Origin of the sequence: Oceanotoga teriensis (genome assembly GCF_003148465.1) — a bacterium.
Classification (GTDB): Bacteria; Thermotogota; Thermotogae; order Petrotogales; family Petrotogaceae; genus Oceanotoga; species Oceanotoga teriensis.
The window spans coordinates 46,407-65,407 of the sequence record NZ_QGGI01000002.1; the positions used below are offsets into that span (position 1 = coordinate 46,407).

Consider the following 19,001-nt stretch of genomic DNA (forward strand, 5'->3'; position numbering starts at 1 on the left):
ATTCCTCCATATGATGTTATAATTGTATATATTCTTGTACAATTATACCAGAACAAATTATACAGGAGGAAAATTTTATGATAAAAAAAACGCTTGAAACTCTTTTGAGTTTTATAGGACAAGATATATTAACTCAAGAAAATAAAGATAAACTTAATGAGTTAGTTATAAAAGGCATAAAAACTAAAGATGAATTCAGAGAACTTAATAATTATGTAATAACTTTAAAAGAAATAGAAATAAAAGAATATATTTTTGAAAAAATGCTTCAAAGATACTTTTTTTTGTTCAGTCTTTCTTATAAAGATGGAATTTTAAAGTATGCAGAAGAAAAAACAAAACTAAATATAGGTTATGAAGATTTCGATGAAATGATAGATTTTATAGAAAATTCTAATATAAATTCTAAAATATTATTTTATATTTTGAATGAAAATATAAAAAAGAGAATAAAAGTAATTAAAGATCTTATGAAAGATAATTCAAGAGAAATATGGAAAGAACATGAAATAAGGGCATATTTAAAAAGATTAAAACCTTTGACTATAGAATTTATGAAACTTTTATCAAAAAAAGGGAGTATGGAAAGCAAAGAAATTATAAAAGAATTGAAATTAAAAGGTCCTAAATCTGTTTCAGCGTTGGTTAGTGCCTGCATAAGAAATTCGCCGTTAAGCAAAGAAAAGATAATATTTAAAGATGAAAAATATATCAAAATAAATGAAAAATATAGAGATATTATATTTAATATTTTAAAAAATAATACACAAAAATGATTATATTTTTAATATAATCATTTTTTTTATTCTTTTATTCATAAGTGTATCAACATACTATTTAATTTATTATTAAAAAACATAATTAAAAATGAATTATTTTTCATTAACGTTTATATCATTGAATTTTTTTGCAATGTTCATATTTTCATATTTTTGTACATCGAAAAGAAATAATGTTCTATTATTTTTAACATATTTGCATTTTAAGAAATAGTATGGTAAAATAAATATGAGCAAAGTTTAAATATATTTAATAATTAAATGTATAAAATTAATAAAGAAGAATATAATATTAACTTATAGCCAATTCAAGGGGGGAAAAGAATGAGAAAAACATTTTTGGTTTTTTTAATGCTAACAGCTCTTGTGTTATCTTTTGCAGCTGTTAAAAATCCTAATGTTATAGTAAAGAGTGTTATTGGAGAACCTGAAACATTAGATCCAGCATATGCATATGATAATGCAAGTGGAGAAGTTATAAATAATATAAGTGAAAATCTAATAGCTTATGATGGTGAACATTTAACTAAATTTATTCCTATGTTGTCAACTGTTGTTCCTTCAGTTGAAAATGGATTAATGAGTGAAGATGGATTAACTTATTCTTTCAAAATTAGAAAAGGAGTAAAGTTCCACAATGGTGAAACTTTAACTCCAGAAGATGTTGAATATTCTTTTGAAAGAAATCTTTTAGCTTCTCAATTTGGAGGACCAATGTGGATGTTACTTGAACCATTAACAGGAGTTCAATACTTAGAAGATTTAGTTCCTTCATATGTTGGTGCAGCTGATTGGGCAGATATTTTTGATGAAAATAATGAACCAAAAGCTATGTACAAAGATAAGCTCATAAAATTTTATGAAGAAGTCATAGATCCAGTAGTAGAAGTTAATGGAGATATGATTACATTTAAATTAGCTATGCCTTATGGTCCTTTTTTAAATGTTTTAGCTCAGAATTCAAATTGGAGTACTATAACCAATGCAAAATGGGCTAAAGAACAAGGTGCATGGGATGGTAAAGCTGATGGATGGTGGAAATGGCATAATTTAAGAACAGAAGATGCTACTTTCTATGCAAATTATATGGGAACAGGACCATTCAAACTCGTTGAATGGGATAGAACACAAAGAAAAGTTGTTTTAGAAAGATTTAATGATTATTGGAGAGAACCTGCAAAGGTTGAAAAAGTTATCATTCAAGTTATGGAAGAATGGTCAACTTCAAAAGCAGCACTTGAAGCAGGAGATGTTGATATATTAACTCCAGATCAACAGTATATGTCTCAATTAAGAGGAAGAGAAAAAGAGGGTATAACTACAGTAGAAGGTTTAACTACAATTTCGAGTGATGTAATAGGTGTTTTATGGACCATAAATCCAGATTCTAAATATATAGGATCAGGAAAACTCGATGGACAAGGAATACCTATAAATTTCTTTGCTGAACCTAATGTAAGAAAGGGATTTCAAGCATCATTTGATTATTTGAACTTTATAAAAATGACTCTTGAAGGACAGGGTTTACAAATACCATCTGCATTACCTAAAGGGTTATTAGGATATTCAGAAAATTCCGATAAACCTGAATTTAACCTTGATAAAGCAACATCTTATTTTAAGAGAGCTTATAGAGGTCAGTTATGGAACAGAGGATTTAAAATGACTCTTACATATAATTCAGGTAATGATACAAGAAAAACAGCAATGGAAATTTTAAGAGATAACTTAGCTAAAATAAATCCAAAATTCCAAGTAGAAGTTAGAGCTGTACAATGGGCGGATTATGTTGCTCAAAGAAGATCAAAAACAGCGCCAATAAACTTCTTCTCATGGCAAGCAGATTATCCAGATCCACATAATTTTATTGCAACATATTATAATTCTGATGCTGGATATTATGGAGCATTTATGGGCGAAGATTATGCCAAATTTGCAAAAACACCACAGGCAGCATTTGGAGGAATATCTCTTAATGACTATATAGATATGGCTTTAAAAGAAGCAAATACAGAAAAGAGACAGGCTATGTATGAAAAAATAACAGACTTTGTTGTAGACAATGCTATAAATATTCCAACTTATCAAGTATATTCCAGAAAAGCTATGAGAACATGGCTTAAGGGATGGTCAAGAAATCCAATGCAAGGAAATAATGAATACTTCTACCCAATGTACAAAGCTGAATAATTAAAAATTAAATAAAAAGAGGGGAGGGCGCATTGGCGTTTCTCCCCTCAATCTATTTTTGGAGGTGAATTTTTTGACATCCTATATCATAAGAAGAATTTTGATGCTTCCTATAATAATGTTGGGGGTAACTTTGATTGTTTTTTCTATGATGCAATTATTGGGAGAGGATAAATTAGTTGCAGCATATATACCTCAATCCCAACTTGATAGATTAAATGATGAACAAATTGATAATATAAAAGAAAAATATGGTCTAAATGATCCTTTAGCAATAAGATATGTAAAATGGCTTGGAAATACTTTAAAAGGAGATCTTGGATGGTCTATTGTTGGTAAACAACCAACTAGAAGTGCTATATTATCAAGAATTCCTTATACAATTGAATTAGCTTTATATGCAATTATACCTATAATTTTTGTAGGAATATGGCTTGGAGTTAAAGCTGCTGTAAAACATAATTCTTTTACAGATAATTTTATAAGAATATTTGCATTAGTTGGATGGTCATTACCAGATTTTGTATTTGGACTCATAATATTGATGGTATTTTATGGGGTATTGGGTTGGTTTCCACCAGGAAATCTAAGTCAATGGGCTGATGAAGTTATAAAATCAGACTCATTTAAAAATGTAACAAATTTAATATCTATAGATGCATTAATAAATGGAAGATTTGATATATTTGTTGATGCTTTAAGACATATAATTGCTCCTGTTATAACTCTTGCATATCTTTGGTGGGCATTTTTACTTAGAATAACTAGATCTGCTATGCTTGAAGTTCTAAAAAAAGATTATATAAGAACTGCAAGGGCAAAAGGGTTATCTGAGAAGGTTGTTATAAACAAACATGCTAAAAGAAATGCATTAATTCCAGTTACAACAGTAGCTGGGTCGATGGTAATAGGATTATTTATAGGTACAGTGTTTGTTGAAACCATTTTTAACAGAACAGGTCTTGGAAAGTTTGTTGCCGATGCGGCTACCCAATTAGATTATTCATCTATAATGGGAAGTCTATTATTTTATTCTTTAATTCTTGTAGTTGGAAATCTTATAATAGATATATTATATGCCGTTATAGATCCAAGAATTAGACTCGAGTGAGGTGAAGATGGTGAATAAAGAAGAAGTTAAGAGAACATTAAAAAAACTATTTAGCAATACAGGTGCAATAGTTGGATTTATATTAGTATCATTTTTTATTGTTATTGCTATATTAGCTCCAATAATACAGCCACCTGATATCCCTCAGGATTCAGATCTAAGCAATATAAAACAATTAATAGATGAAGGGGATTTAAATAATAGAGAAACTATAATAGGAAATTTTAAGGGATTTCAAGATCTTTATTTTGGATTTTATATGATGGATTTCGATACTATAAAATCATTAAAAAATGATATGGATTCATATAAAAAAGGTGATCTTTCTTTTGAAGAATTGAAAGGTACAATAAATGATTTAACAGATTTGTATATAATAGATATTTCTTATTCAACTTTAATAGAAGAAAATACTGAACAAGCTATTAAAAATCTTGAAGAAGAGTATAAAAGGTATGAAAGAAACTATAATATGGGAGTTGAATATCAAGAAAAAATAGAAAAACTTGAAAAATTAGAAGATAATAAATTTCTATCTCAAAGCAAAAAATTATATGATGAATTTCAAAGTTTTTATATAAATAATATACAATTTGACCCTTATATAATGCCATTAAAAACTTTACAGAATGAACCACAGCCACCTTCTAAAGAACATCCTTTTGGAATATCTAATGGAAGAGATATATTTTATGGTGTTGTATGGGGAACGAGAACGGCTTTCAAAATAGGTTTATCAGTGGTTACAGTGGCTACTTTAGTTGGTTTATTTATTGGATCAGTTTCAGCTTATTTTGGTGGATGGGTAGATGAAGTTCTTATGAGAATTACAGATATATTTTTAAGTATACCTTTCATCTTATCGGCGATGGTTTTAACTTCCATACTTGGAACTGGAATTGACAAAGTAATGATAGCCATGATGGTTTTTACTTGGATGGCTACAGCAAGGCTTATAAGAGGTAATATATTACAAGAAAAAAATGAACAGTATGTTTCAGCGGCAAGAGCTTTGGGAGTACCAAATTGGAAAATAATAATAAAGCATATATTACCCAATACAATATTTCCTGTAGTTATACAGGCCACTATGAGAATAGGAAGTATGGTAATAACAGCTTCAGGATTAAGCTTCCTTGGATTAGGAGCACCTCAAGGATATGCTGATTGGGGTTCTATACTCTCTTATGCAAGAAACTGGATGCTTGGAGGAGGTTCTAATGCTTTACAGTATTGGTATACCGTAGTTTTTCCAGGTGTTGCAATGATACTATTTGTTTTAGGGTGGAATCTTGTTGGAGATGCCTTAAGAGATATATTTGACCCTAAGAATAGAATGTAAAGAGAGGTGTATATATGATAGATAATAAAGAACCTTTATTGAGTATAAAAGGTTTAAAAACATATTTCAAGACAGAAGATGGTGTAGTTAAAGCAGTTAATGGAATGGATTTTGATTTATTTCCAGGTGAAACATTGGCAATTGTTGGTGAATCTGGATCTGGTAAATCTGTTACTTCATTATCTTTAATGGATCTTCTCGATGAAAATGGATTTATACCAGAAGGAGAAATGATTTTTAAAGGTAAAAATTTAAAAGATCTTTCTAAAAGTGAATACAGGAAAATAAAAGGAAATGAAATAGCGATGATATTTCAAGAACCTATGACAGCTTTAAATCCAGTTTTTACAATTGGAGAACAAATAGGTGAAATGATAAGATTACACATGAATTTATCTGAAAAAGACGCAAAAAAAAGATCTATAGAATTATTACAAAAAGTAGGAATACCTGAACCTTCTAAAAGAATAGATCAATATCCTCATGAATTATCTGGAGGAATGAGGCAAAGAGCTATGATAGCAATGGCTTTATCTTGTGACCCTGATATATTGATAGCTGATGAACCAACTACTGCTTTAGATGTTACTATACAAGCACAGATATTAGAGTTGATGAAGCAGTTACAAAAAGATTATGGAATGGCTATTATATTTATCACTCATGATTTAGGGGTAGTAGCTGAAATGGCCGATAGAGCAATAGTCATGTATGGTGGAGAAGTATTTGAAAAAGGTGATATTGTAAGTATATTTAAACATCCTAAAAATCCATATACTTGGGGTCTTATGAATTCAATACCAAGAATTGATTTAGATAAAGAAAGACTTTGGGCAATACCTGGAGCTGTTCCAAATCCATTGAATTTTCCTAAAGGATGTAAATTTTCCAATAGATGTTTTTTAGCTAATGAAAAATGTGTTAATGAACATCCAGAACTTGCAAAAATAGAAGGTGAACATCTTTCAAGATGTTGGAGAATAGAAGAATTAGAAAAAGAAATATCTAAAGTAAAGGGTGGTGAAAACAATGGATAAAAAACAGCCCTTATTAGAAGTTAATGATTTAAAAAAATACTTTCCTGTTAGAGCAGGTGTATTTAAAAGAGTTGTAAACAATGTTAAAGCTGTTGATGATGTTAGCTTTAATGTATATCCCGGAGAAACTTTGGGTTTAGTTGGTGAATCTGGTTGTGGTAAGAGTACCACTGGAATGTCTATTTTAAGACTATATGATCCCACAGAAGGAAGAATAAGTCTTGAAGGACAAGATACAACAACATGGTTCATGAAAAATAATCAAGCAAATAAGTATATTAACGAATATTATGTAAAAAGATTTGAAAAATTAAAAATGGAATTAAAAACAGAGGATGAAGTTATAAAAAAATTAGAATCGAAAGTTGATATTAATAATGCAGAGATATATTTCAAAGAAGGGTTTCATGGATTAAAAAAATTACATAGAGATAATTTAAAAGAAAAAAGAAAAATATTCAGAAAAGATACACAAATCATATTTCAAGATCCTTATTCTTCATTAAATCCAAGGATGAGAATAAAAAATATAATAAGTGAAGGTGTTACAACACATAATCTTGCGAAAGGTAAAGATGTATCAAATATAGTAACAGATCTTCTTGAGAAAGTAGGTTTATCCAAAGATTATATATATAGATATCCACATCAATTTTCTGGTGGACAAAGGCAAAGAATAGGAATAGCAAGAGCTTTAGCATTGAATCCTAAGATAATAGTAGCCGATGAATCGGTTTCCGCTTTAGATGTTTCTGTTCAATCTCAAGTAATAAATCTTATGGATGATTTAAGAAAAGAATTTGATTTAACTTATATATTTATAGCTCATGATTTAGCGGTAGTAAAACATATATCAGATAGAATTGCTGTAATGTACCTTGGAAAAATAGCAGAGTTGACAACTAAAAAAGAACTATTTTCTAAGCCATTACATCCATATACGGTATCTTTAATGTCAGCTATTCCAGTACCTGATCCAGAACATAAAAAGAAAAGAATAATTTTACAAGGTGATGTACCGAGTCCTCTAAATCCACCTTCTGGATGTAGATTTCATACCAGATGTCCTATAGCAAAAGACATATGTAAAAAAGAAGAACCAAAATTAATAGAAAAAGAACCAGGACATTTTGTTTCATGTCATTTTTCTGGAGAATTCAATGGCTAAAATAAAACTCTTCTAATGTATACTATTTACATTAGAAGAGTTTTTATAATTAATTTATAAAATGATATAATGAAGTATGAAAATATTATTAATTGAACAAAAATCGTTCAGGAGTGGTCTAAATGAATGAAAATAAATTTATACAACTTTTAAAAAAAGGCGATGAAAAAGCATTTGAGACATTGTATAATGAATATGCATCTAAAATATATGGTCTTTTAAGAAGTTATTTAAAAGAAGATGAAATTGAAGATGCACTTCAAGATGTTTATGTTAGAATATATAGAGGTATAAAAGGATTTAAACAAAGATCTAAACTTTCAACTTGGATATACAAAATAACAGTTAATACGGCTAAAAATTATTTAAAAAAACAAAAAAAGAATTATTTGTCACTTGATTTTAATTTAGAAAAAAATAAATTTACTTCTAAAGAAAATGTTGAAAAAGATGTTTTTGATGAAATTGATTATGAATTTATATTAAATTCTATAGAAAAATTACCACCTTTGGATAAAACTATAATAAAACTTAGAGATATAGAGGGATTATCATATTATGAAATATCAAAAATAATTGATAAACCTGTTGGTACTGTTAAAAGTAGACTTCATTATTCAAGAAAAAAACTCCAAAAAATAATAGAGGAGGATCAAAATGAAGGAAATGGATAATTATCTTAATGATTATTTGGATGGTAAAATAAATATAAAAGATTTAAATAATAGATGTCAAAAAACTATAATAGTTTATAAAAAAGCTCTTGAAAAATATTTTGAATGTCAAAATATTGATACAATAAGTAGAGTTAGACAAAAAATGCATTTAAAAAAATATGAGGAGTGAAAAAAATGACTGAAATGATGACTGTTATAGATATGGATTCAAATTATGTTTATTTAAATACCAATAGAGCAGGCGAATGTTCTGAATGTTCTTTGCACGGAGCTTGTAATATAACTGGAACTCCAGATTTGAAATTAAGAGCATTAAAAAACAAATCTGTGAATTTAAAAGAAGGAGATATTGTTTTAGTTGAACTACCAAAAGTTTCTGTTTCAAAATTATCTTTTTTGGTATATGGAATACCTTTGATAATATTTATGGCAATATCTATAATATTAAATATTATAGGTTTTTCAGATATATTGTCTTTCTTGATAGGGTTTTCTACAATGCTCTTGACTTATGTGATAATAGGAATATATGATAAGAAAAAATTAAAGGATAAATATTTACCTAAAATAATTGAAAAAAAAGACATAATATTACCTGAAAAATAATTCATAATCTAAAAATACCTGTAAAACACTTATTTTTTAACAAAAAATATTTACAGGTATTTTTTTTAAACTAATTTTTAAAAAATGAAATATTTTTCTTGAAAAAAATTTCATGCGGTTGAATATTATTCATATATTAAACAATAATTACCTCTAATTCTTCTTATTTTCTTCACATAATAGTAAACAAGACTTTTATTTTTAAGTTAAAAGTTCTAAAATAGTTGTGTAAAGAATTTATCCCAACAACGATAATAATTCTCAGGGAGGTTATTAGTATGAGCCTTTATGAAAATGCTGTAAGACAATTTAATAAAGCAGCGGACATCATGGATTTAAATCAGGATATGAGAGATGTTTTAATTCATCCAAAGAGAGAATTAACAGTTAATTTCCCAGTTAGAATGGATGATGGATCTGTAAAAGTATTTACAGGTCATAGAGTACAGCACAATGTTGCAAGAGGACCAGCAAAAGGTGGTATAAGATTCCATCCAAATGTTGATCTTGATGAAGTAAAAGCACTTGCTTTTTGGATGACTTGGAAAGCAGCCGTAGTTGATATACCATATGGTGGAGGAAAAGGTGGAATTACAGTAGATCCAAGAAATTTATCAGATGGTGAACTTGAAAGATTATCAAGAAGATTCTTTTCCGAAATTCAGATAATAATAGGGGAAGATAAGGATATTCCAGCACCAGATGTTAATACAAATGGTCAGGTAATGGCATGGTTTATGGATACATATTCTATGAATGTAGGACATACTGCTTTAGGAATAGTTACAGGTAAACCTTTAGAAATTGGAGGTTCACTCGGAAGAACTGAAGCAACTGGAAGAGGTGTTAGAATATGTATTGAAGAAGGAGCAAATTATTTAAGAAAAAATGGAAAATGTAATAAAGAAAACAAAGATATAAAAGTAGCAATTCATGGTTATGGAAATGTTGCATCATACGCAGCCATTTTAACTGTAGAAGAAGTTGGAATGAAAGTTGTTGCAATATGTGATATAACAGGTGGTTTATATAAAGAAGAAGGATTCTCAGCAGAAGAATTAAAAGATTTACAAGAAAAAGTTCTTTCAAGAAAAGCAGGAATATGTGATGTACATGATGGAAAATATAAAGTAATAACTAATGAAGAATTAATTTCTTTAGACGTAGATATATTGGCTCCAGCTGCTATGGAAAATACCATTACAGCTGCAAATGCAGATAATGTTAAAGCTAAATTAATAGTTGAAGGAGCTAATGGACCAATAACTCCAGAAGCTGATGAAATATTGTTAGAAAAAGGTGTATTTATAGTACCAGATTTCCTTGCGAATGCAGGAGGAGTTACAGTATCTTACTTTGAATGGGTTCAGGGATTACAATGGAATTTCTGGGAATTAGAAGATGTTAGAAAAGCTTTACATAGAAAAATGAAAAAGGCTTTTTATGATGTCATAGATACAATGGAAAAATATAAAATAGATATGAGATCTGCAGCTTATGTTATAGCAATTGAGAGAGTTGCTACAGCGACAAAATTGAGAGGAATATATCCTTGATGAAAATAAAAAAAGGTTCCGAGTAATCGGAACCTTTTTTTATTGAAAAAATAATAATTTTATGATAAAATAACTTGTTGCATTTTTTTACAAAAAATTAATGAGTAAACTTAAAATTAAATTATAATTATAAAGGAGAATCAAAAATGGCTTATACTTTAATCTCTGTTTTGGCTAATCTCATTATAGGATTTTTTTTAACTAATATTTATTATTGGTTACCATCGGTTTTAATTGGTTCTTTAGTACTTTTGATGGCATATAAATTTGATATTAAAGATAAAATGATAAATATGCTTTTATTTGTGTCAGTTATGTTTAGTTTTTTTGGCTATATACAATCAGTAGATGTATCTATGTTTTTTTTATTGATGAATATATCAGCTTTAATATATTCTATAAGTATTAAAATAGAAAAAAGATTTATACTAATAATTTCTTGGGGATTAAATGCTTATGGAATGGGAAGTCTTGTGGCTTCTTTAAGAAATAATAATATTGGTATTATAATAGGTGTAATTATATTTATAATAGGAATAAGAGATTTATTTTCAACAAAAAAGGTGGGTTAAATATGATTGAAAGATATGCGCTATCTCCAATAAAAGATATTTGGGGATTAAAGCAGCAATATGAAAGATGGTTAGAAGTTGAACTTGCAGTTATTGAAGCATTTGAAGATTTTAATCAAGCACCAAAAGGAACTTCAGAAAAAATAAGAAAAAAAGCTTCGATAGATGTAGAAAAAATTCTTGAGATTGAAAAAGTAGTAGATCATGATGTAATTGCTTTTATAAAAGGAGTTACTGATGAAATGGGAGATGAAGCAAGATATTTTCATAAAGGACTTACTTCATCTGATATTGTTGATACTTCTTGGGCATTAGCCATGAAAAGAGCAGGCGAAATGATAATTCGTGAATATGAAAAGTTTATAGATGTACTCAAAAAAAAAGCTTTGATGTACAAAAATACTATTACAGTTGGAAGAACTCATGGTATTCATGCTGAACCTACATCTTTTGGATTAAAATTACTTTCATTTTTAGCAGAATCCGAAAGAAATATGGAAAGGTTAAAAAAATCAATATATCAAGTATCACAAGGTAAATTGAGTGGAGCGGTTGGAAATTACGCTAATATATCTCCTGAGGTAGAAAAAGTAGCTCTTGAAAAACTTGGATTAAGAGCAACCAAAGTTTCTACACAAATTGTTCCAAGGGATATACATGCAGAATTTTTAAACGCTCTTTCTTTTTTAGGAAGTGGATTAGAGAGATTAGCAACTGAAATAAGACATTTACAGAAGACAGAAGTTTTAGAAGTTCAAGAACCATTTAAAAAAGGGCAAAGAGGTTCTTCAGCTATGCCACATAAAAAAAATCCTATAATATGTGAAAGAATAACAGGAATGGCAAGAATGTTAAGATCATATACAATAACTGGTTATGAAAATATAGTTTTGTGGCATGAAAGAGATATTTCTCATTCATCGGCAGAAAGAGTATTTATTCCAGATGCATGTATGACCGCATATTATATAACAAATAAGGCAATATACTTGATAAAAAATTTAGTTGTAAATGAAGATAGAATGTTAGAAACATTTGAACGTTCATATAATCTTGTATATTCTCAAAGAGTCCTTTTAGGGTTAATAGAAAAAGGAATGTCAAGAGAAAATGCTTATAAACTTGTTCAAAAAAATGCTTTATATGCTTGGGAAAATAGAAAAGATTTTAAACAAGTGATAAAAGAGGAATCTGAAATAAATACAAAAATGAATTCAGATGAAATAAATGAATTATTTTCAAATAATTACTTCTTAAGAAATATAGAAGAAATATATAAAAGATTTGATTTTTAGGAGGGTACTTCTATGAAAAAAGTAGCTATAGTAGGATCGCAATGGGGCGATGAAGGAAAAGGAAAGGTAGTAAATTATTTTTCATCAGATTTTGAATGGATAGTGAGATTTTCAGGTGGTTCGAATGCAGGACATACTATATATCATAAAGGTAAGAAATATGTAAATCATCTTTTACCTTCAATAGTTCCTGACTCTGATTCTAAAGGTTTTTTAGGTGCAGGAATGGTTATAGATCTTGAACAACTAATAAAAGAATTAAATGTTCTTGAAAATGATTTTCCAGGGATATCTTCAAAATTTTATATAGATCTTGAAGCTTTTATAGTTTTACCTTGGCATAAAGAAGAAGACGAATTAATTGAAAGTATGAGAAGAGAACCTATAGGAACTACAAAGAGAGGAATAGGTCCTGCATATACAGATAAAGTATCAAGAGAGGGTATAAAATTATATCATATATTTGATGATGAGGTTTTAAAATCCAGACTTGAAGATATATACTATCTCAAAAATAATATTTATTCTGGAAGAATAAAAAATAATGCAAAAGATACATATGAATATCTTTTAAAACAAAGAGAAGATTTAAAGAAATTAAAAGTAAATTATGCAAGTGCAGTTGAAATGGGAAATGTTTTTAGAAGTACATCAGTATTATTCGAAGGCGCACAGGGAGTTCTTCTCGATCTTGATTTTGGTACATATCCTTTTGTAACTTCAGGAGCTTGTATGGCCCATGGAGTTTCATCTGTTGGTTTTTCAACATTTGAACTTGATGAAGTATACGGCGTTTTAAAAGCTTATACTACAAGAGTGGGAGAAGGTCCATTTCCAACAGAATTATTTGGTGAAGAAGCAGATAAGATGAGAAAGCTTGGAAATGAATTTGGAGCTACTACTGGTAGACCAAGAAGAGTAGGATGGTTGGACTTACCGGCTATGAGATATGCGAAAATAAGATCAGGATTAACTTCTATTGTAATTACAAAGGCTGATGTATTAAATGGATATGACAAAATAAAAGTTTGTACATCTTATGAAGTTGATGGAGAAGTGAAAGATATACCTTCATCTTCGGCTGATTTTTTTAAGGCAAAACCAATTTATGAAGAACTTGACGGTTGGCAAAATACAAATGAGGTTAATTTTTTGAAATATATGACTTATATTGAAGAAAACACAGGTATAAAAATTGATTATATATCTTATGGTCCAAAAACAGAGGAAATGTGTTCAAAAAATAGTTTAATTCTTGATATGTAATTTAATCGGGTCTTATGAGACCCGATTTTTTTATATTTATTGTATAATTAAATAGAGTATTTTTATATTAAAATATAAAAATTAAATTAAGGAGGGAAGACGTTATATAAGACTATAATAGTTATTAAGTTTATATAACGGCGTATTTATGTATATTTTAGATTCTGAAGAAATTAAAAGAACAGATTTAAAAACTATACAAACTGGAATAAAAGAAGAAACATTGATGGAACAAGCAGCTTTTTCAATTTATCAAATAATAAAAGATTTAAATCCTAAAAAAGTTATAGCAATATGTGGTACTGGTAATAATGGTGGAGATGCTCTTGCGACTATAAGACTTTTAAAAAATTTTGGTATAAAAGCTGATGCTTATTTGAATGGTACTTATGAAAAATGTAGTCTTGGAATGAAAAAACAAATAGAAATAGCCAAGAATTATAATGTTAACTTTGTGGGAATTGAAAGCATAGGCGATTATGATATAATAATAGACGGTTTAATTGGAAATGGCTTAAAAGGTGAATTGAGAGAAGATACCAAAATATTGATAGATAAATTAAATAATATAAATTGTAAAAAAATATCAGTTGATATACCTTCAGGAATATGTTCCGATACTGGAGAAATTATGGGAGATGCTTTTAAAGCTGATATAACAATAACTTTTGGGTATCTTAAAATAGGTCATATAATGTACCCAGCAATTGATTATATAGGGAATTTAAAATTGGTAGAATTATCTTTTTTTAAAGAAAGATATACTAGAAAGCTCGTAAATGAAGAACAAGTAAAAAATTTTTTTCCTTTAAGAAAAGAGAATTCAAACAAATTCACTTATGGAAAAGTATGCATATTGGCTGGTAGTGTCCAATATCCGGGAGCTTCTGTTTTAACAGCTTTAGGGGCAATAAAAAGTGGTGCAGGTATGGTTCAATTGATAACTCCAAATAGAACTGAAAGTATAATAAATATAGAACCATCTGTTATTTATCGAAGTTTAGATAAAGATTATTTTGAAAAAGAAGACTTAGAAATTATAAATAAAGACCTTAAAGCTGCAAATACTATAATAATTGGACCAGGTATAACAAAAAATTCAATAGAATTTGTTAATGAAATAATAGATAATTATACGGAGAAAAAAATAATATTAGATGCCGATGCTTTATATGCAATAAAAAATAAAAAACTTAGAAAAAATATTCTAATAACTCCTCATCCTGGAGAAATAAAAAAATTTACAGATCAAAAAATAAAGACTGTGTATGAAATAGAAGAATTAAGTAAAAATTTAAATTGCAATATTTTGTATAAAAATTCAACGAATATAATAACAGATTCCCAAAATACTTATTTTAATGTTTTGGGAGGAAGTTTTTTATCTAAAGGTGGAACTGGAGATCTTTTATCTGGCTTGATAGGAGGATTTTCAGCTCAAGGTTGTAATTTGATGGAATCTTCAATAATATCTACTTATATACTATATAAAACAGGAAGAAAGTTACAAGAAGAATATACATCAAATTATATGACTCCAATTTTGATATTAAATAACATATATAAAACAATTAAAGAGTTAATTTAAGAAAGTAGGTGAAACAAATAATATATATAATATCTGGTGGTAATAATTATAGTTCTGATGATTTTTATTTAAAAAACATAAAAAAAGCAAATATAAATATAGCATGTGATTCTGGAATTAAAATATATAAAAAAATGAATTTTATTCCTGATTATTTAATAGGAGATATGGATTCAGCAAAGACTGAAGATATTGAATGGGCAAAAAAAAATAAAGTGAAAATATTAAAATATCCTTCTGAGAAAGATGAAATAGATACAGAATTAGCATTAATTTTAGCTAATGATTTACGAATTAAAGATGTAGTACTTTCTAATGTCACAGGTACAAGAATAGATCAAACAATAGCTTCCATATATTTAATAGCAAAATATGATAATTTAAATGCTATCATAAGAGAAGAAAACATAGAAATAGGAATAATAAAAAGTAAAAAAACTTTAAAAGCAATAAAAGGTGAGACATGGTCTATAATACAAATCGGTGGTAAAGTAGAAGGTATAAGTTTAGTAGGTTTTAAGTATAAATTAAAAGATTATAATTTAGATGAATATACGCCTCTTGGAATAAGTAATGAAGCTATCTCTGATGAGGTTGAAATAGAGTTAAAAACTGGAAATATAGCTTATATTAGAACTATAGGTAAAAAAGCATAATGGAGGTGGAATAATGTCTGAAAAAAAAGAAATTATAGATAAGTATATAGATGAAACTAATAAAAAAAACATACCTGATAAATTACCAGCAATAGCCACAAGGGCAAAAATGCTTATATATCCGAATACAGTGATACCCATGTTTGTTGGAAGAGAGAAATCAATAAAAGCCTTAGAAGAATCATTAGAGAAATATGAAAATTATATATTTTTAGTATCTCAGAAAAAAATAGAAGAAGAAGAACCAAAGGTAAAAGATTTATATAGAGTTGGAACTGTTGCGAGAATAGTTCAACTTAGTAAATTACCAAATGGAGATTATAAAGTTTTAGTTGAAGGTATAAAAAGGGCAAAAATAAAAAAAACTGTAGAAAGTAAAAAAATTTTTATGTTTGAAATAGAAATGTATAATAGTGATTTGAAAACAGATAAAAAAATTGAAGCACTTGTTAGAAAGATAAAAGAATTATTAAAAAAATATATGGAATTAACTAAAAAATTTCCTCAAGAGGCTATTTTAGCTATTGAAGAAACTTCAGAGCCAGAAATAATAAGTGATTTAGTAGCTTCAATAATGCCTGTAGATCTTGATGAGAAACAAAAAATGCTTGAAATACAAGAAACTAAGAAAAGACTTGAATATGAACTTGAAATTCTTGCAAGAGAAATAGAACTTTTAGAAATAGAAGAATCATTAGAAAGTACTGTAAGAGAAAAGATAGAAAAAAATCAAAAAGAATTTTATTTAAGAGAAAAATTAAATGCAATAAAAGAAGAATTAGATGGAAAAGAAGATGATGAAATAAAAGAATTACAGCAAAAATTAAAAGAAGGGGATTATCCTGATTTTGTGATAAAAAAAGCTGAAAAAGAGATAGATAGATTGAATAGAATGTCTCCATATTCTGCAGAAGCGACGGTTATAAGAACATATCTTGATTGGATATTAGAAATACCTTGGAATAAAAAAAGCCAAGATAATTTAAATATAAAAGAAGCTAAAAAGATACTTGAAAATAATCATTATGGTCTTGAAGAACCTAAAGAAAGAATATTAGAATTTTTATCGGTAAGACAATTATCTAAAAATTCAAAAGCCCCTATATTATGTTTTGTTGGAGCTCCAGGGGTTGGAAAAACTACTCTTGGTAAATCTATTGCGGATGCTACCGGAAGAAAATTTGGAAGAATATCTCTTGGAGGAGTTAGAGATGAAGCAGAAATAAGGGGGCATAGAAGGACATATGTAGGAGCTATTCCAGGAAGAATAGTTGAAACTATTAGAAAAACGGGTACCATGAATCCTGTGATAGTTCTTGATGAAGTTGATAAACTTGGAACATCTTTTCAAGGAGATCCATCTGCAGCATTATTAGAAGTTCTTGATCCACAACAAAATAAAGATTTTACAGACCATTACCTTGAACTTCCTTTAGATTTATCAGAAGTAATATTTGTTACTACTGCTAATGTTATACATACGATACCACCAGCTTTAAGAGATAGAATGGAAGTAATATATATATCTGGATATACTGACATAGAAAAATTCAAAATAGCAAAAAAACATATAATACCAAAAACATTAAAAGAACACGGATTAACTCAAAAAGAGTTTAATATATCAGATACGGCTGTAAAAGAAATAATAACCAATTATACGAGAGAAGCTGGAGTTAGAAGCCTTGAAAAGACTATGGCAAAAGTAATGAGAAAATCAGCATTGAAATATGTTCAAAAGAACAAAAAAATAAATATAACAGTATCTAATATACATAAAACACTAGGTGCAGCTCCTTTTTTTGATTCAAAGAAAAATGAAAAGCCTGATATAGGGGTTGTGACTGGGTTAGCCTGGACAGCGTATGGTGGAGTAATATTAGATGTAGAAGTAGCTACTATAACAGGAAAAGGTAGATTAATAACAACAGGTCAGCTTGGTGATGTAATGAAAGAATCAGCAAAAATAGCTTTAAGTTTATCAAGAAAAATAGTAGAAAAAATGGATAAAAAATATTGTGAAGAATTTGATAAAAATGACTTTCATATACATTTACCAGAAGGAGCTGTTCCAAAAGATGGTCCTTCAGCAGGAGTAACTTTGACAACAGCTATTATATCTTCAATATTAAAGAAAAAAGTTAGAAATGATATAGCAATGACGGGTGAAATAACTTTAAGGGGAAAAGTTCTTCCTGTAGGTGGAATAAAAGAAAAAGTTCTTTCAGCTTATAGGTCTGGGATATATGAAGTTATAATTCCACAATCAAATGAAAAAGATGTAGAAAAAATCCCTGAAGAAATAAGAAGAAAAATAAAGTTTAATTTTGCAAAAGAAATTTTGGAAGTGCTTGAAATAGCTCTTATTGGAGGAGTAGAAAATGAAAATAAATAATGCAAAATTGTTTAAAACTGTATATGAATTAAAACAACTCCCACCAGAAGAAAATATTGAAATAGCTTTTGCAGGTAGATCTAATGTTGGAAAATCAAGTCTTTTAAATTCTATTATGGGAATAAAAGTAGCAAAAATAAGTGGAAAACCAGGTAAGACAAGATCAATAAACTATTATAAAATAAATGATAAAGATTTTTTTGTGGACCTCCCAGGATATGGATATGCAGCTGTTTCTAAAAAAGAAAGAGAAAAATGGGATAATCTTTTACAACAATACTTCATAAATAGAGAGTCTTTAAGATTAGTATGTATATTAATAGATTCAAGACATGAACCTCAGAAATTAGATGAAATGATGGTATCTTGGTTAAAATCTATGGAAATTCCTTTTATAATAGTGTTAACTAAAACAGATAAATTGAAAAGTTCAGAAAAAAACAAAAAAATAAATAATATAAAAAATATACTTTCAAAATATGGACAATACGAATATTTTCCTGTTTCTGCAATTAAAAAAGAAGGAACTCAAGAATTATTAGATTATTTAGATATGTTTATAAAATAGAATCCGGCATTATGATATGCCGGATTTTTTATTAGAAAATAAAAATCAAAATCAAAAAATATGTCTAGAACAAAATAAAAAAATATAAAATGTCAATAAAATGAATACAAGTATTACTAAAAACTAATAAAAGTAATATAATTGCTTTTTTAATCAAATATTAAGCTTTGAAATACGTAATTTACATTTTAATTG

At 28.0% G+C, this 19,001-nt stretch carries 16 protein-coding genes and 2 pseudogenes; all 18 read left to right on the plus strand.

Annotated elements, in window-relative coordinates; all coding sequences use genetic code 11:
• Positions 1 to 77 precede the first annotated feature (77 nt).
• The 18 genes and pseudogenes from C7380_RS01745 (at position 78) to yihA (ending at position 18,806) form a co-directional block, all read left to right on the plus strand.
• Positions 78 to 776: a hypothetical protein gene (locus C7380_RS01745; protein ID WP_109603765.1), complete on the plus strand. Its 699-nt coding sequence runs from the start codon at positions 78 to 80 to the stop codon at positions 774 to 776.
• A 327-nt stretch (positions 777 to 1,103) separates the two neighbouring features.
• Positions 1,104 to 2,969 carry an ABC transporter substrate-binding protein gene (locus C7380_RS01750; RefSeq protein WP_109603766.1) on the plus strand — a complete coding sequence of 622 codons (1,866 nt, stop codon included), beginning with the start codon at positions 1,104 to 1,106 and terminating at the stop codon, positions 2,967 to 2,969.
• 73 nt (positions 2,970 to 3,042) lie between these two features.
• Entirely contained in the window at positions 3,043 to 4,080 is a 1,038-nt protein-coding gene (locus C7380_RS01755; protein WP_109603767.1) for an ABC transporter permease, read from the plus strand.
• 7 nt (positions 4,081 to 4,087) lie between these two features.
• Positions 4,088 to 4,219, plus strand: a pseudogene (locus C7380_RS13815) (ABC transporter permease); the annotation flags it as partial.
• Positions 4,220 to 4,675: 456 nt separating this feature from the next.
• A pseudogene (locus C7380_RS13820) lies at positions 4,676 to 5,422 on the plus strand (ABC transporter permease); the annotation flags it as partial.
• 14 nt (positions 5,423 to 5,436) lie between these two features.
• The gene (locus tag C7380_RS01765) at positions 5,437 to 6,459 is read left to right on the plus strand and encodes an ABC transporter ATP-binding protein (RefSeq protein WP_109603769.1); all 1,023 of its coding nucleotides are present in this window, start codon (positions 5,437 to 5,439) and stop codon (positions 6,457 to 6,459) included.
• Complete coding sequence (locus C7380_RS01770; protein WP_109603770.1) at positions 6,452 to 7,627, plus strand: ABC transporter ATP-binding protein; 1,176 nt, start codon at positions 6,452 to 6,454, stop codon at positions 7,625 to 7,627. The genes C7380_RS01765 and C7380_RS01770 overlap by 8 nt, the downstream gene beginning before the upstream one ends.
• A gap of 122 nt (positions 7,628 to 7,749) precedes the next feature.
• Positions 7,750 to 8,301: an RNA polymerase sigma factor gene (locus tag C7380_RS01775; RefSeq protein ID WP_109603771.1), complete on the plus strand. Its 552-nt coding sequence runs from the start codon at positions 7,750 to 7,752 to the stop codon at positions 8,299 to 8,301.
• Positions 8,285 to 8,473: a hypothetical protein gene (locus C7380_RS01780; RefSeq protein WP_109603772.1), complete on the plus strand. Its 189-nt coding sequence runs from the start codon at positions 8,285 to 8,287 to the stop codon at positions 8,471 to 8,473. The genes C7380_RS01775 and C7380_RS01780 overlap by 17 nt, the downstream gene beginning before the upstream one ends.
• Positions 8,474 to 8,478: 5 nt before the next feature.
• Positions 8,479 to 8,910 (plus strand): SoxR reducing system RseC family protein, encoded by a 432-nt coding sequence (locus C7380_RS01785; protein WP_109603773.1) that lies wholly within the window; start codon positions 8,479 to 8,481, stop codon positions 8,908 to 8,910.
• A gap of 278 nt (positions 8,911 to 9,188) precedes the next feature.
• Positions 9,189 to 10,466 carry a Glu/Leu/Phe/Val family dehydrogenase gene (locus C7380_RS01790; RefSeq protein ID WP_109603774.1) on the plus strand — a complete coding sequence of 426 codons (1,278 nt, stop codon included), beginning with the start codon at positions 9,189 to 9,191 and terminating at the stop codon, positions 10,464 to 10,466.
• 146 nt (positions 10,467 to 10,612) lie between these two features.
• A complete protein-coding gene (locus tag C7380_RS01795) occupies positions 10,613 to 11,038 on the plus strand; it encodes a hypothetical protein (protein ID WP_109603775.1) in 426 nt (141 codons plus the stop codon).
• A gap of 2 nt (positions 11,039 to 11,040) precedes the next feature.
• Positions 11,041 to 12,333, plus strand: coding sequence for an adenylosuccinate lyase (gene purB, locus C7380_RS01800; RefSeq protein ID WP_109603776.1), 1,293 nt, complete (start codon positions 11,041 to 11,043; stop codon positions 12,331 to 12,333).
• A gap of 12 nt (positions 12,334 to 12,345) precedes the next feature.
• Positions 12,346 to 13,599, plus strand: coding sequence for an adenylosuccinate synthase (locus C7380_RS01805; RefSeq protein WP_109603777.1), 1,254 nt, complete (start codon positions 12,346 to 12,348; stop codon positions 13,597 to 13,599).
• A 148-nt stretch (positions 13,600 to 13,747) separates the two neighbouring features.
• Entirely contained in the window at positions 13,748 to 15,187 is a 1,440-nt protein-coding gene (locus C7380_RS01810) for an NAD(P)H-hydrate dehydratase (RefSeq protein WP_109603778.1), read from the plus strand.
• 8 nt (positions 15,188 to 15,195) lie between these two features.
• Complete coding sequence (locus C7380_RS01815; protein WP_109603779.1) at positions 15,196 to 15,843, plus strand: thiamine diphosphokinase; 648 nt, start codon at positions 15,196 to 15,198, stop codon at positions 15,841 to 15,843.
• A gap of 13 nt (positions 15,844 to 15,856) precedes the next feature.
• On the plus strand, positions 15,857 to 18,238 hold the full coding sequence (lon, locus tag C7380_RS01820) for an endopeptidase La (RefSeq protein ID WP_109603780.1): 2,382 nt from the start codon (positions 15,857 to 15,859) through the stop codon (positions 18,236 to 18,238).
• Entirely contained in the window at positions 18,225 to 18,806 is a 582-nt protein-coding gene (gene yihA / locus C7380_RS01825; RefSeq protein WP_109603781.1) for a ribosome biogenesis GTP-binding protein YihA/YsxC, read from the plus strand. The genes lon and yihA overlap by 14 nt, the downstream gene beginning before the upstream one ends.
• Positions 18,807 to 19,001: the final 195 nt, after the last annotated feature.